The sequence below is a fragment of the Flavobacterium sp. FG68 genome, from assembly GCF_057808895.1.
The window spans coordinates 81,708-96,205 of the sequence record NZ_JBMDIY010000004.1; the positions used below are offsets into that span (position 1 = coordinate 81,708).

The 14,498-nt window shown below is 34.3% G+C and carries 19 protein-coding genes; 18 read left to right on the plus strand and 1 reads right to left on the minus strand.

Annotated elements, in window-relative coordinates; translation table 11 throughout:
- Positions 1-4: 4 nt before the first annotated feature.
- From ACODSB_RS03780 to ACODSB_RS03855, 16 genes are all read left to right on the plus strand, one after another.
- Positions 5-1,231 carry a WG repeat-containing protein gene (locus ACODSB_RS03780; RefSeq protein WP_488936067.1) on the plus strand — a complete coding sequence of 409 codons (1,227 nt, stop codon included), beginning with the start codon at positions 5-7 and terminating at the stop codon, positions 1,229-1,231.
- Between the two features lie 11 nt (positions 1,232-1,242).
- Positions 1,243-1,974 (plus strand): flexirubin biosynthesis SDR family reductase FlxB, encoded by a 732-nt coding sequence (flxB, locus tag ACODSB_RS03785; protein WP_488936068.1) that lies wholly within the window; start codon positions 1,243-1,245, stop codon positions 1,972-1,974.
- Positions 1,975-2,064: 90 nt separating this feature from the next.
- Positions 2,065-3,300 (plus strand): beta-ketoacyl-[acyl-carrier-protein] synthase family protein, encoded by a 1,236-nt coding sequence (locus ACODSB_RS03790; RefSeq protein ID WP_053472935.1) that lies wholly within the window; start codon positions 2,065-2,067, stop codon positions 3,298-3,300.
- The gene (locus tag ACODSB_RS03795) at positions 3,293-3,547 is read left to right on the plus strand and encodes an acyl carrier protein (RefSeq protein WP_053472936.1); all 255 of its coding nucleotides are present in this window, start codon (positions 3,293-3,295) and stop codon (positions 3,545-3,547) included. The genes ACODSB_RS03790 and ACODSB_RS03795 overlap by 8 nt, the downstream gene beginning before the upstream one ends.
- Entirely contained in the window at positions 3,547-4,428 is an 882-nt protein-coding gene (locus ACODSB_RS03800; protein ID WP_488936069.1) for a lysophospholipid acyltransferase family protein, read from the plus strand. The genes ACODSB_RS03795 and ACODSB_RS03800 overlap by 1 nt, the downstream gene beginning before the upstream one ends.
- Before the next feature lie 183 nt (positions 4,429-4,611).
- Positions 4,612-5,514, plus strand: coding sequence for a dialkylresorcinol condensing enzyme DarA (locus tag ACODSB_RS03805; protein ID WP_488936070.1), 903 nt, complete (start codon positions 4,612-4,614; stop codon positions 5,512-5,514).
- A 15-nt stretch (positions 5,515-5,529) separates the two neighbouring features.
- Positions 5,530-6,663, plus strand: coding sequence for a dialkylresorcinol biosynthesis protein DarB (gene darB / locus ACODSB_RS03810; RefSeq protein WP_488936071.1), 1,134 nt, complete (start codon positions 5,530-5,532; stop codon positions 6,661-6,663).
- A complete protein-coding gene (locus tag ACODSB_RS03815) occupies positions 6,663-7,094 on the plus strand; it encodes a hotdog family protein (protein ID WP_488936072.1) in 432 nt (143 codons plus the stop codon). Before darB ends, ACODSB_RS03815 begins: the two co-directional genes overlap by 1 nt.
- Before the next feature lies 1 nt (position 7,095).
- Positions 7,096-7,563, plus strand: coding sequence for a hotdog family protein (locus ACODSB_RS03820; RefSeq protein ID WP_256636558.1), 468 nt, complete (start codon positions 7,096-7,098; stop codon positions 7,561-7,563).
- 28 nt (positions 7,564-7,591) lie between these two features.
- Positions 7,592-7,996, plus strand: a complete 405-nt coding sequence (gene DarG, locus ACODSB_RS03825) for a flexirubin biosynthesis protein DarG (RefSeq protein WP_488936073.1) — start codon at positions 7,592-7,594, stop codon at positions 7,994-7,996.
- Positions 7,996-8,994, plus strand: coding sequence for a BtrH-related acyltransferase DarH (gene darH / locus ACODSB_RS03830; RefSeq protein WP_488936074.1), 999 nt, complete (start codon positions 7,996-7,998; stop codon positions 8,992-8,994). Before DarG ends, darH begins: the two co-directional genes overlap by 1 nt.
- 4 nt (positions 8,995-8,998) lie before the next feature.
- Positions 8,999-9,751, plus strand: a complete 753-nt coding sequence (locus ACODSB_RS03835) for an ABC transporter ATP-binding protein (RefSeq protein ID WP_488936075.1) — start codon at positions 8,999-9,001, stop codon at positions 9,749-9,751.
- The gene (locus ACODSB_RS03840; protein ID WP_488936076.1) at positions 9,741-11,024 is read left to right on the plus strand and encodes an ABC transporter permease; all 1,284 of its coding nucleotides are present in this window, start codon (positions 9,741-9,743) and stop codon (positions 11,022-11,024) included. Before ACODSB_RS03835 ends, ACODSB_RS03840 begins: the two co-directional genes overlap by 11 nt.
- The gene (locus tag ACODSB_RS03845; protein ID WP_232679599.1) at positions 10,999-11,448 is read left to right on the plus strand and encodes an acyl-CoA thioesterase; all 450 of its coding nucleotides are present in this window, start codon (positions 10,999-11,001) and stop codon (positions 11,446-11,448) included. The genes ACODSB_RS03840 and ACODSB_RS03845 overlap by 26 nt, the downstream gene beginning before the upstream one ends.
- A 212-nt stretch (positions 11,449-11,660) precedes the next feature.
- Positions 11,661-12,800 (plus strand): beta-ketoacyl synthase N-terminal-like domain-containing protein, encoded by a 1,140-nt coding sequence (locus ACODSB_RS03850; RefSeq protein WP_488936077.1) that lies wholly within the window; start codon positions 11,661-11,663, stop codon positions 12,798-12,800.
- A gap of 3 nt (positions 12,801-12,803) precedes the next feature.
- Entirely contained in the window at positions 12,804-13,385 is a 582-nt protein-coding gene (locus ACODSB_RS03855; protein WP_488936078.1) for a Fic/DOC family protein, read from the plus strand.
- Here the strand turns inward: ACODSB_RS03855 and ACODSB_RS03860 are convergent.
- A complete protein-coding gene (locus tag ACODSB_RS03860) occupies positions 13,356-13,541 on the minus strand; it encodes a hypothetical protein (protein WP_291149061.1) in 186 nt (61 codons plus the stop codon). The genes ACODSB_RS03855 and ACODSB_RS03860 overlap by 30 nt on opposite strands.
- A 24-nt stretch (positions 13,542-13,565) precedes the next feature.
- Between ACODSB_RS03860 and ACODSB_RS03865 the strand changes: the two genes are divergently transcribed.
- The gene (locus ACODSB_RS03865) at positions 13,566-14,183 is read left to right on the plus strand and encodes a 3-oxoacyl-ACP synthase (RefSeq protein ID WP_488936079.1); all 618 of its coding nucleotides are present in this window, start codon (positions 13,566-13,568) and stop codon (positions 14,181-14,183) included.
- A 2-nt stretch (positions 14,184-14,185) separates the two neighbouring features.
- Positions 14,186-14,443, plus strand: a complete 258-nt coding sequence (locus tag ACODSB_RS03870) for a phosphopantetheine-binding protein (RefSeq protein ID WP_012023174.1) — start codon at positions 14,186-14,188, stop codon at positions 14,441-14,443.
- Positions 14,444-14,498 lie beyond the last annotated feature (55 nt).

Consider the following 14,498-nt stretch of genomic DNA (forward strand, 5'->3'; position numbering starts at 1 on the left):
AATCATGAAAAAAACACTTATTTTTTTGTTGCTAAGTTTTATTCAATTTGTTAATAGTCAAGAACTGGCATTAGTTAAAAAGAATTCAAAAATTGGATATATTTCCAAAGACGGATCCTTTAAAATTGAACCTCAATATAAATCTGCCAAAAGTTTTTCTGAAGGTTTAGCAGCCGTAGAAGACAACGGAAAATGGGGTTTTATTGATACCAAAGGAAGCTGGGTAATTCCGGCGTCTTTTAATAATGCTAAAGATTTTAACGGCGGAATTGCAGTTGTACAAAAAGATAAGGACTGGGTTTATATTAATACAAAAGGTGAAATTTTAAAAGCGCCTTCTACTGAAAAAATATTCGATTTTAATAATGGCGTTGCTTTTATAAGACAAGGAAACAAAGTTGGATTAATCAATTCAAAACTTGCCGTGGTTTTAGAACCAAAATACGACCAAATCAAACCTTTTGAAAATGGCTATGCAAGAGTAGAACTAAATAAAAACTGGGGAATTATAAATACTTCCGGAAAAGAATTAGTTGAACCGGCTTACGCAGAAATTGGAAACTATTTTAAAGGCACAACCTGGGCAAGAAAAGACAAAACCTTCGGACTTGTAAGCGGGGGAAAATTCACTCCTGTTGATGGTGCCGAAAAAATCTGGGATTTTGAAACTCAGGATTTAACCTATGCCAAAAAGAACGGAAAGATTGGTTTTATTGATTTAAACGGAAATTGGGTAATCCTGCCTATATATGACAAAGGAAAAGCATTCTCAAAAAATCTAGCTCCGGTTTTAGTTGGAAAAAAATGGGGTTACATCAATTTAAAAGGAACATTTGTAATAGAACCAACGTACAGCGATGCAGAAGTTTTTAGCACAAATGGTTTAGCTCCTGTAAAAGAAAGTAATTGGGGATTTATTAATGAAAGTGGAAAACTAGTAATTCCAACACAATACGGCATCACTTCAAACGGATTCGTTATTGCACTTTTTGTACAGCAGGATAAAGGTTTTATTGATGGTCTTGCAAGAGTAAAAAATGAAGGAAAATGGGGATTTTTAAGACCTGACGGAACTGTATTAGGAAATCAATGGTTTGAAAATGCTGAATTGTTTTCGCAAACAGCAGAAAGAGAAAAAAAGGAAACAAGTGTAGCTGCCGAAAGTCCAAAAGCTGAAACAAAAACAACAGCAAAACCGGCCAGCAAACCAGCAACTAAGAAAAAAAAATAAAATCAACATAAATGAAATGTGTATTAGTAACAGGCGGTTCAAGAGGAATTGGTAGTGCTATTTGTAAAAAATTAGCCGTTGAATCTAATTATCATATTCTGATCAATTATCATTCAAACAAAACTGCTGCCGAAGAAACACTTCAGGAAATACAAAAATTAGGCGCAACCGGAGAAATTTTAGGTTTTGATGTTGCCAATTTTGAACAGGTACAAACTGTTTTAACGCAATGGCAGGAATCAAATCCGGAAGCTATTGTAGAAGCTATTGTAAACAATGCCGGAATTACAAAAGACGGTCTTTTTATGTGGATGACTCCCGAAGACTGGAACAGTGTTGTAAACACAAGTTTAAACGGATTTTTTAATGTAACGCAGTTTTTTATTCAAAAAATGCTTCGCAATAAATACGGCCGAATTGTAAATATGGTTTCTGTTTCCGGAGTAAAAGGAACAGCAGGACAAACCAATTATTCGGCTGCAAAAGGTGCAATTGTTGCCGCAACAAAAGCATTGGCACAAGAAGTTGCAAAACGTAATATAACGGTAAACGCAGTTGCGCCAGGTTTCATTAGAACAGATATGACAAGTGCGCTTGACGAAAAAGAATTATTAAAGCTGATTCCGGTAAATCGTTTTGGCGAAGCCGAAGAAGTTGCAGATTTGGTAAGCTTTTTGATTTCAAAAAAATCGAGCTATATTACCGGCGAGATTATTAATATAAACGGAGGAATATATTCTTAAAATACTATGTTTGCATAATAAATAGATTAAAAAAATTGTGCCTTTGTTTAAAAATTACACTTTAAGGATAAAAAATTACTTTGAAAGACGATGAATAAGAGAGTTGTAATTACTGGAATGGGAATTTATTCTTGTATCGGAACTTCTTTAGATGAAGTAAAGGAATCATTGTATAACGGAAAATCGGGTATTCAGTTTGATTCAGAACGAAAAGAATTTGGTTTTCAGTCAGCCTTAACCGGAATGGTTCCTAAAGCTGATTTAAAAAACCTATTGACCCGAAGACAACGTATGAGCATTGGTGAAGAAACCGAATATGCTTATATGGCTACTATCGAAGCACTGAAAAATGCGAATATAGACGATGCTTTTTTTGACACTCGCGAAGTGGGAATTATGTACGGAAACGACAGCGTTTCTAAAGCAATAATTGACGCTACAGATATCGTGCGCGAGAAAAAAGATACTGCCTTAATTGGTTCAGGAGCAATTTTTAAATCGATGAATTCTACGGTAACGATGAATCTTTCCACGATTTTTAAACTTCGCGGCATTAATTTAACCGTAAGTGCTGCCTGTGCGAGCGGTTCACATTCTATTGGATTAGCTTACTTTTTAATAAAAAGTGGTTTTCAGGATATCATTATAACCGGAGGAGCGCAGGAAATCAATAAATATGCAATGAGCAGTTTTGATGGTTTAGGTGTTTTTTCTAACAGAGAAAGTGATCCTGAAAAAGCTTCAAGACCTTTTGATGCCGGACGTGACGGATTAATTCCGAGTGGCGGCGGTGCAACTCTAATTCTGGAAAGTTACGAATCTGCAATTGCACGTGGTGCCAATATTATTGCCGAAGTTTCAGGTTACGGATTTTCATCAAACGGCGGACATATCTCAACTCCAAATGTTGAAGGTCCCGCTACAGCAATGCAAAGAGCACTTGACGATGCTAAACTAAAAGCGTCAGATATTGAGTACATAAATGCACACGCAACCTCAACTCCGGTTGGCGATGCAAACGAAGCCAAAGCTATTTTTGAAGTTTTTGGTGAGAAAAACCCTTATGTAAGTTCAACAAAATCAATGACAGGCCACGAATGCTGGATGGCAGGAGCAAGCGAAATTATTTACTCTATCATCATGATGCTGAACGATTTCATTGCACCAAACATCAATTTAGACAACCCAGATGAAGATGCTTCAAAATTAAATTTAGTTAAAACTACGTTAAACAAAAAATTTGACATATTTTTGTCCAATTCTTTCGGTTTCGGAGGAACCAACTCGGCGTTGGTGGTTAAAAAGTTTAAATTGAACGATGAATAAAGAAGATATTATAGCAAAAATCAATGGTTTTTTAGTTGATGAATTTGAAGTAGACAATGACGACATTGAACCAAATGCTAATTTAAAAGATACGCTTGGCTTAGATAGTTTAGATTATGTTGATTTAGTAGTTTCAATAGAATCAAACTTTGGCGTAAAACTAGTTGAGGCAGATTTTGTTGGAATTTCTGATTTCCAAAGCTTTTATGACCTTATCGAAACCAAATTAAAAGCCAAAACAGCTTAATGAGTGAATGGGATGGCAAATCAAAAGGAACTGTTTTAGGTTATAGAATATTCGTTTTTTTGATTCAAAAAGCGGGTGTCAAATCTGCTTATGTTTTACTCTACTTTGTTGCTTCTTATTACTTTTTATTTTTAAAGAAAAGCAATCGCGCTATTTTTTATTACTTTAAAGAAAGGCTTCAATACTCCTATTTTAAATCAAAAAAAATGGTTTTCAAAAGTTATTACACTTTTGGACAAACCATTATTGATAAAGTTTCCATTTCGGCAGGAATGCGAAACAAATTCACCTATGAATTTGACGGAATTGAAATTTTAAAAAAGCTCCTCGCCGAAAAAAAAGGCGGTGTTTTAATTAGCGCCCACGTTGGAAATTTTGAAATTGCAGAACATTTCTTAGGCGATATCGATCTTGATTTTCAAATCAATTTAGTTACTACAGATTTAGAACATTCTGCCATTAAAAATTATCTGGAAAGCATTACCCAAAAACCAACCGTAAAATTCATCATTATCAAAGAAGACTTGTCTCATATATTTGAGATCAATGCGGCTTTGGCTAATAACGAATTGGTTTGTTTTACAGGAGACCGTTATTTTGAAGGCACAAAATCACTTTCTGAAAACATCTTAGGCAAAGAAGCCAACTTCCCTGCCGGGCCATTTTTAATTGCATCAAGATTAAAAGTTCCGGTTGTGTTTGTTTATGTTATGAAAGAGCCAAATTTACATTATCATTTATATGCAAGAGAAGCCACAGTAAAACACCGTGACGAAAAAGGATTGCTGAAAGAATACGTAACAAGCGTAGAAAGCATCCTGAAAAAATACCCTTTGCAATGGTTTAATTATTTCGATTTTTGGAATGATTTGAAGAAATAGACCACTGGTTTTACGGATGAAACGGGTTTACGCGGATTCCTTTTTATTTATCTGCCTATAAAAAACCTGTGTAAACCCGTTTCATCCGTAAAATCCGCGGGCCATAAACCTCGCAACAAACAAGAAAAATCCGTTTAAATAAATTTACTTATTTTTGTTCGCAACCAAAGCAAACAAACCTCAATGAAAAATGTTCTTGTTATTTATTATTCTCAATCAGGACAGTTAGAAACCATTGCGCAAAACATCGCAAAACCATTTCTAAATTCAGAGAATATAAAGGTGACTTTTCACGAAATACAATTAGAAAAACCCTTCCCGTTTCCGTGGAGTAAAGATGCTTTTTTTGATGCCTTTCCAGAATCTTTTTTACAGATTCCAACGGCATTAAAACCAGTTCCTGAAGAAATTTTAAACACAAAATTTGATTTGGTACTTTTCCATTATCAGGTTTGGTATTTATCACCTTCAATCCCAATAAACTCGTTTTTGAAAAGTGACGAAGCCAAAAAAATTCTGAACAATATTCCTGTTGTAACCATTAGCGGTTCAAGAAACATGTGGATTATGGCGCAGGAAAAAATTAAAACATTACTAAAAGAAGCCAATGCACAATTAGTAGGCAATGTTGCTCTGGTAGATCGTGTTGGAAATTTAATAAGTGTTATTACAATTGTAGAATGGATGTTTTCTGGTGTTAAGAAAAAATATTTAGGTATTTTTCCGTTGCCGGGAGTTTCAGAAAAAGACATTAATGAATCTCCAAAATTTGGAGAAGTAATACTTTCATCATTTAATGAGAATGATTTAGACGATTTACAGCCAAAATTGGTAGGAATTGGAGCTGTAAAAATTAGTCCGTACTTAGTAACAGTAGACAAAACGGCTAATAAAATTTTCAATAAATGGTCAAACCTGATTTTTAAAAATCAAAAAAACCGAAAAAAGCTTCTAAAAGTATTTAATGTTTATTTATTCTTGGCAATTTGGTTAATCTCACCAATAGTGTATATATTGCACTTTATTTCCTACCCTTTTAAGTTAAAAACCATAAAAAGACAAACTCAATATTATCAAGGAGTTTAGACGAGAATTTAGATTATGTTTGAAGTATATATAACAAAAGCTGCAAAATATTTGCCTAACGAAGCTGTTTCAAATGATGAAATGGAAGCTTATTTAGGACTTATCAACGATACTGCCTCAAAAGCAAGACGTATTATTTTGCGCAATAACAAAATTACAAGCCGTTATTACGCTGTTGATAAAGCAGGAAAAAGCACACACAGTAATGCCGAATTAACACGCAATGCTATTTTGCCGTTGTTCGACGAAAATTTTACGCCTCAGGATTTAGAAGTACTTTCATGCGGGACCTCAACGCCGGACATTTTTCTGCCTTCGCACGCGGCGATGGTTCATGGTCTGCTAAAAAATAAATCAGTAGAATTAAACTCTTCAACAGGAGTTTGCTGTGCCGGAATGAACTCCCTTAAATTTGGTTTTCTTTCCGTACGTTCTGGAAATTCAAAAAATGCAATCTGCACGGGATCTGAAAAAGTTTCAACCTGGCTGAATGCTCAAAAATACAATCACGAAGCCGACAATTTAAAAAATCTGGAAGAACAGCCCATTATCGCTTTCAAAAAAGATTTTTTACGCTGGATGTTATCTGACGGTGCCGGAGCTTTTTTATTAGAAAATAAGCCACGAGGAACAATTTCTCTTAAAATAGAATGGATGGAAGCTTTTTCGTATGCATACGAATTAGAAACCTGCATGTATGCCGGAGGTGATAAATTAGAAAACGGAGAAATAAAATCATGGAGCGATTATGCACCGGAACAATGGCTGAACGAATCTGTTTTCTCAATTAAACAAGACGTTAAACTTTTAGATGAATTTATCCTGTCAAAAGGTGCCGAAAGCATGAGAGATGCGATGGAAAAAAATAACATCAAATCTGACGATATTACTTATTTTATTCCTCATGTTTCTTCTAATTTTTTTGTGGAAGGACTGAAAAAAGGATTAACCGAAAAAGGAATCGGAATGAGCGATGACAAATGGTTCATGAACCTTTCCAGAGTTGGAAATGTAGGTTCTGCTTCTATTTATCTGGCTTTAGAAGAATTAATGAATTCAGGAAATTTAAAAAAAGGAGATAAAATTCTTTTATCAGTTCCGGAGAGCGGAAGATTTTCTTTTGCATATGCTTATTTAACAGTTTGCTAATGGAAACAATGGCACTTTTAGAAAAAGAAACAGTCGAAAATTTATTACCTCAAAAGTTCCCTTTTGTAATGGTTGATGCTATGCATTCTTATACCGAAACTTCTTTGGTTTCTGGTTTAACAATTCAGCAGGATAATATTTTCGTAAAAAAAGATATTTTTCTGGAAGCCGGTTTAATTGAACATATGGCACAATCTGTGGCATTGCATACAGGATATCAGTTCTTTTTAAGAAACGAAACTGCACCAACGGGTTACATTGGTTCTATTAAAGAAATTGAAATTAAAAAACTGCCTCAATTAAACGACAACATTCAATCTGAAGTAACTATTTTGCAGGAATTTGCAGGAATCACTTTGGTGAATATCGTTACGACATTAAATAATGAAGAAATTGCAAACGGACAAATGAAAACCGTTTTAGCTAAATAATATGATTTTGAATACCGGAGTTGACATACAAAATTATTTACCGCACCGAGCGCCAATGCTTATGGTCGATTTGATTTTGGATATTGATGCCAACTTTGTAGAAACCACTTTTTTGATAAAAGAAGACAATATTTTTGTTCAGAATACTGTTTTTATCGAAGCAGGTTTAATTGAAAATACGGCGCAGACTTGTTCGTCAATCGTTGGAAAAAAATACTTTTTTGACGAAGACGGAACAGAAAATGAGAACGTAAATGTAATTGGATTTATTAGTGCCTTAAAAAATGTAAAAATTCATTCGCTGCCAAAAGTCGGCGAGACTATAATTACCAAAGCAAATTTAGTTTCAAAATTTGCCGGCGACGATTACACTTTATGCACAATGAGCTGTCAAAGTTCTGTTGAAGATCAGATACTCTTAGAATGCGAAATTAATTTGTTCATTCAAAAGACAGTTTCAGTTTCGTAATAATTCCACTTGAAAATATAACTAGGTAATGGAAAAAGATAAAGTACCTCAGGATAAAAGCAACTTAACTAAAAACAACGTGAAAGAGCTTTTATACGCAACTGATGAAAACGGCAATTATACCACAACGCTAAGCACAGGCTGGGAACCCAAAACAATAGCACTCTCTAATTCTATTGATGAAATAAACGAGCGTATTGCCGAAGCCAGACAACAGGTTTTAAATGGCGAAGTAAGCCCGATTGTTTATTTTATGGAAGTAAATAAAATGGATCTTACTATTTTATCAAGTTACGTAGGACTTTGGAAATGGCGTGTAAAAAGGCATTTTAAACCAAGCGTTTTTGCAAAACTAAACGATAAGGTTTTAAAGAAATACGCCGACACCTTTGAAATTTCAATTGAAGAATTAAAAAACAGCATCACCAAATAATGGAGTTAACTTTCACACATCATCAGTCTGCTCATTGCGAGAATGGAGTAGCGTCGAATCTGCTAAAAAATAGCGGACTAAACATCAGCGAACCGATGGTTTTTGGTATTGGCTCCGGATTGTTTTTTGTATATCTGCCTTTTATAAAAGTCAATTATGCTCCGGCAATTAGTTACAGAACTTTGCCTGGACAAATTTTCAATAAAGTGGCCAATCGTTTAAATTTAAAAATAAAAAGACAAAAATTTTCATCGGTATCAAATGCCAATAAAGCATTAGACGAAAATTTAAAAAATAATATTCCAACAGGATTACAAGTTGGTGTTTACAATTTAAGTTATTTCCCAGACGAATATCGTTTCCACTTCAACGCGCATAATTTAGTCGTTTACGGAAAAACCGAAACCGATTATTTAGTAAGCGATCCTGTAATGGAAACCGTTACGACTTTAACGCACGAAGAATTAGACAAAGTACGTTTTGCAAAAGGTGCTTTTGCGCCGCGCGGACAAATGTATTATCCAATTCAGGTTCCGAAAGACGTTGATTTAAAAAGTGCCATCATTAAAGGAATTAAAAATACGTGCCGAGATATGTTAGCGCCAATGCCAATTGTAGGTGTTCGCGGAATCAAATTTGTTTCAAAGCAAATTAGAAAATGGCCTATAAAACATGGAACTAAAAAAGCCAATCATTATTTGGCACAAATGGTTCGTATGCAGGAAGAAATTGGAACTGGAGGCGGTGGTTTCCGTTTTATTTATGCGGCATTTTTACAAGAAGCTTCGGTTATTTTAGGTAATGAAAAATTGAAAGAACTTTCGAAAGAAATGACAAAAATTGGAGATTCATGGCGTGATTTTGCCGTTGAAGCTTCACGTATTTATAAAAACAGAAGTGCTAAAGAAGACGCTTACAACACTATTGCCGATGAACTTTTAGACATTGCCAACAGAGAAGAAATCTTTTTCAAAAAATTAAAAAAAGCCATCAGCTAATATTTTGCAATCCATAATTAAAATAGAATCCCTTTCGAAAAAGTACAAAGAAGCCGATCAGTTTTCTTTGAACGACGTTTCGTTAGATATAAATGAAGGAGAAATTTTTGGTTTACTCGGTCCAAATGGTGCCGGAAAAACAACCTTAATTTCAATGCTCTGCGGATTGGTAAAACCAACATCGGGACATTTCTCAATTGATGATTTAGATTATCAGCATCATTCTTCAAAAATTAAAAAAATTATAGGCGTTGTTCCTCAAGAATATGCCTTATACCCTACTCTTACGGCGAGAGAAAACCTGCATTATTTTGGAAGTATGTACGGCTTAAAAGGCTCCGATTTAAAAGATAAAGTAATCGAAACTTTAGATCTTTTGGGCCTTTTAAAATTTGCCGATAAACCTGTTGAAACTTTTTCGGGCGGGATGAAACGCCGTGTCAATTTAATTGCCGGAATTCTGCATAAACCAAAAGTTTTATTTTTAGATGAACCAACTGTTGGTGTTGATGTGCAGTCTAAAAATGCCATTATAGATTATCTAAAAGTGTTGAACCAAAACGGAACATCTATTATTTATACTTCGCATCATTTGGCTGAAGCCGAAGATTTCTGCACCAATATTGCCATTTTAGACCGAGGCCGAATTTACGCAAAAGGAACGCCTTCAACTTTAATTAATTCTGTTGAAGATGCCCGAAATCTCGAAGACGTTTTTATTTCATTAACTGGTAAAGACTTGAGAGATGCTATATAAAATTTGGATGTCGATCGTAAAAGAATTTTTACTGCTTAAACGCGATTTAGGCGGCTTAATTATTCTGTTTATAATGCCATTAGTTTTGGTCATTACCGTTACACTAATTCAGGATAGCACTTTTAAAACAGTAAGCGATTCTAAAATTCCAATTTTATTGGTTGATAATGATAAAGGTTCTGTTTCGAAAACCGTTTTCGATAATTTAGAAAAAAGCAATCTGTTTACCGTCGTAACACAAATCGACAATAAAACAATTACAGAAGATGTTGCCCGAGAGAATGTTTACAAAGGGAAATTTCAGCTGGCGATTATAATTCCACAAAAATTAAGCTCAGATTTACAAGCCAAAGTTGATCAAAATGTCGAAAAAATTGTCAGCAGTTTAGGCATGACTGACAGTACTGCGACAAGCGAACCTCAACCCATAATTAAAGAAAAAGAAGTAAAACTGTATTTTGATCCGGCGGTTCAAATGAGTTTTAAAAATGCGGTCATGAGTTCGATCGACAAAATGATTTCGCAAATTGAAACCAAATCAATTTACACCACTTTCGAAAAACAATTAGGAGAAGGTAGCACCAATTTTGAGCAAAAAAGTTTCATTTCTTTCAAAGAGATAATTCCGAAGATTAATAACAAAGAAGTTCGTCCAAATTCGGTTCAGCATAACGTTCCGGCGTGGACACTTTTTGCGATATTTTTTATCGTGATTCCGTTATCAATTAATATTGTAAAAGAAAAATCGCAAGGAACTTTTGTTCGATTAAGAACAAATCCTGTTTCTAGTTTAGTTGTGATTATTGGTAAAACGATCACTTATTCTGTCATTTGTATGATTCAGTTTTATATGATGGTTGCCGTTGCCGTTTTTCTATTTCCATCCATCGGATTGCCGTCTTTAAATATCGAAGGACATTTGGCATTAATGAGTGTCGTTGCCTTATTTTCAGGTTTTGCCGCCATCGGGTTTGGAATTTTATTGGGAACAATTGCAAGCACACAGGAACAATCGGCTCCGTTTGGCGCAACAAGCGTGATCATTTTAGCAGCAATTGGCGGCATCTGGGTTCCGGTTTTTGCCATGCCAAAAATCATGCAGATTATTGCTAAATCGTCTCCAATGAACTGGGGATTAGATGCTTTCTATGACGTTTTATTACGTAACGTTACTTTCCTGGAAATCATCCCAAAAATAAGTTTACTATTTTTGTTTTTTATTCTTACCACAGCCATCGCATTATTTTATGATAAAAAGAAAAGAGCAGTTTAACGAAGCTACAAACCTGACCGTTACACACGAAATCAGAATTCGTTTTAACGAAACTGATCCGCTTGGAATCGTTTGGCACGGCAATTATATAACTTATTTTGAAGATGGACGCGAAGCGTTTGGCCGCCAGCACGGACTTACGTATTTAGACATTGCCAAAACCGGATATACAACGCCAATTGTAAAATCGACCTGCGAACATAAATTGTCTTTGCGTTACGGCGATGTAGTTACAATCGAAACAACAGTTGTCGATACGCCCGCTGCAAAAATGATTTACCGTTTTAAAATTATTGATGACAAAGGTGAAATTGCCTGCACAGGCGAAACCGTTCAGGTTTTTTTAGATAAAGAAGGAAATTTAATGCTGACAAATCCTCCTTTTTATGCGGAATGGAAAAAGAAAGTTGGATTACTATTATAAAACACGGATTGCACTAATTTTCACGAATAAAAAAATAAAATAACCAAGATTCGTTTCCTGCAAGGTTTTCAAAACCTTGTAGGTATAAAATAAAATAATCTGTGTAAACCTGTTTAATCTGTAAAATCTGCGAGCCATTTTTTCAGACAAAGCTTTAAAATAAATACCTACAAGGTTTTGAAAACCTTGCAGAAGAAACTGAGAATCATAAAATGTTAAAAGAAATATACATTACGCAAACCAATTGTATCACACCCTTAGGTTTTGATGTCGAGTCAAATGTTGAAGCTATTCTTCGCGGCGATTCCGGCATACAGCTTCATAATGACATTTCTTTAATGCCCAATTCATTTTATGCTTCGATTATTTCTGATGAAAAAATAAACAGTGCTTTTTCAAAAATAAGCACTGAAACTCAATATTCCCGTTTAGAGAAAATGATGATTTTGGCTTTAGAGCCCATTATCAAAAATTCTGGAGTTGAATTAAATTCAAAAACGGCTTTTATACTTTCTACCACAAAAGGAAATGTTACGGCTTTAGCAAATGATTCTGACGAAAGTTTTAATAACGCACATTTAGATATTTTAGCAAAAACCATTTCAGATTTCTTCGAATTTCAAACTCAGCCCATTGTTATTTCAAATGCTTGTGTTTCGGGAATTTTGGCAGTTTCAATTGCTAAAAGAATGATTCAGTCTGAACTTTATGACAACATTTTTGTAGTGGCTGGAGATGAAGTTTCAGAATTTGTTTTGTCTGGTTTTAATGCCTTTCAGGCAATGAGCGAATTACCCTGTAAACCGTATTCTAAAAATAGGACCGGAGTAAGTTTAGGCGAAGCAGCAGCAGCAGTTTTAATTTCGGCGAAAGCTAAAAACGCTAAAATAAAAGTTATAGGCGACAGTTCAATAAACGATGCGAATCATATTTCGGGTCCTTCAAGAACGGGTGAAGGTTTATTCAGAAGTATTCAGAATGCTTTAAAAGAAGCTCAAATCGAAGCCAACAAACTAGATTATATTTCAGCACACGGAACTGCAACTCCGTTTAACGACGAAATGGAAGCGATTGCGTTTAATCGTTTAGGTTTACAAAATGTTCCCGTAAATAGTTTAAAAGGTTTTTACGGTCATACATTAGGCGCTTCGGGATTATTAGAAACCGTAATTGCGATTGAATCAGCCAATCAAAATATGCTTTTTGAATCAAAAGGTTTTGATGAAATTGGGGTTAGTGAAACAATCAATGTGATTGAGAAAAATGAAGAAAAGAAGATTGAGTATTTTTTGAAAACGGCTTCTGGGTTTGGAGGTTGTAATACGGCTGTTGTTTTTGAAAAAATGAAATGAGATATGGAAAATCAAACTAATTGGACACCTTTTCCTGATGATAATTTACTTGGTTTGACTGATAAAAATCAAATCAATGAATTTGAAGCATCTGGAATTGCTAAAGCAGAACTTTTTACTTTTGAACTAGAAACTGATGTTGAGATTTCAACTTCACTTGTTTTGGAAATTCATAAAATTGCATTTGAACAGCTTTATGATTGGGCTGGAAAATGGAGAACAACAGAAGTTTCTGTTGGACAGCTAATTCCTCCAAAACCAGTAATGGTTTTACAAGCTATGTATCAGTTTCTAGATAATCTTAATTTTAAAATTTCCATTTCTAAAACTTTAGAAGATCATATTGATTGTTTAGTTTATGCACACTATGAGTTTATAAAAATTCATCCTTTCAATAATGGAAATGGAAGGACTGGAAGGATTTTGATGAATCTTATCGCATTAAAGTTTGGATATCAACCTTTAGAGTTATATCACAGAGAAGGCGAAAGCAGAAAATTTTATATTAGCGCAATGAAAGCGGCTGACAATGGAGATTATAAATTATTAAATCAATTAATTAGTGAAGAATTGATTTCCTTTTAATTCTTTCTCCTTTAAAATGGCATCAACAATTTTAACAACCTTACTCTTAGAAACCTGTTGGTCTTCCAAAGACATTGTAGAGAATACAGTATCAGCAAGCACTTTTGACAAAAAGCTTTTCTGTTTTAATTGCGGATATTTTTCGTAGAATTTCATAACTTGACAAAGTTACAAAAAATAATGACTCAAAATAAAACCAACATACAATCCTACATCACAATCCAAAACAACGAAATTGTTTTGAACGGAAATTCTGTATTCAAAATTGAACCAACAGATTTTGCTGATTTCTCCAAACAAGCGTATCGCAATTTTGAAATGCAGTATCCAAAATTTTTCAAAATGGACGCTTTGAGTAAACTGGCTTTTTTAGGATCTGAGTTGCTTTTGAGTCCGATAACTTCAGAAGAAAAAGAACATAATATCGCTTTGGTTTTGGCCAATAAATCGTCGAGTTTAGATACCGATGTAAAATATCAGGAATCAATTTCAGACAAAGAAAACTATTTTCCAAGTCCGGCGGTTTTCGTTTATACGCTCCCAAATATCTGTCTGGGCGAAATAAGTATCCGTCATCAGCTGAAAAGTGAAAATTCTTTCTTTATATTTGACACCTTTAACACGGAATTTATGTCGAATTATTCTAATATTCTGTTGAATACGAATAAAGCAGATATGGTTTTATGCGGCTGGGTAGAATTTTTTAATGACAATTATAAAGCTTTTCTCTGTACAATAAGTAAAGACGAAAACACAGAATATAAAAACGAAACTATCAATACATTATACAATAAATAATCATGGAAGCATTAAAAGAAGAATTAAAAAATAAAATCATTACGACTTTAAACCTTGAAGATATCACAATCGAAGACATTGCTGATAACGATCCGTTGTTTGGAGATGGTTTAGGTTTAGACTCGATTGATGCACTTGAATTGATCGTGATTTTAGACAAAGATTACGGAATTAAATTAGTAGATCCGAAAGAAGGGAAAACAATTTTCCAGTCTATCGAAACTATGGCGGCTTACATTAGCGCTAACAGAACGAAATAATTTTAGATTTTAGACTTCAGATTTTAGATTTCCTATTAGAATCTAAAATCTAAAA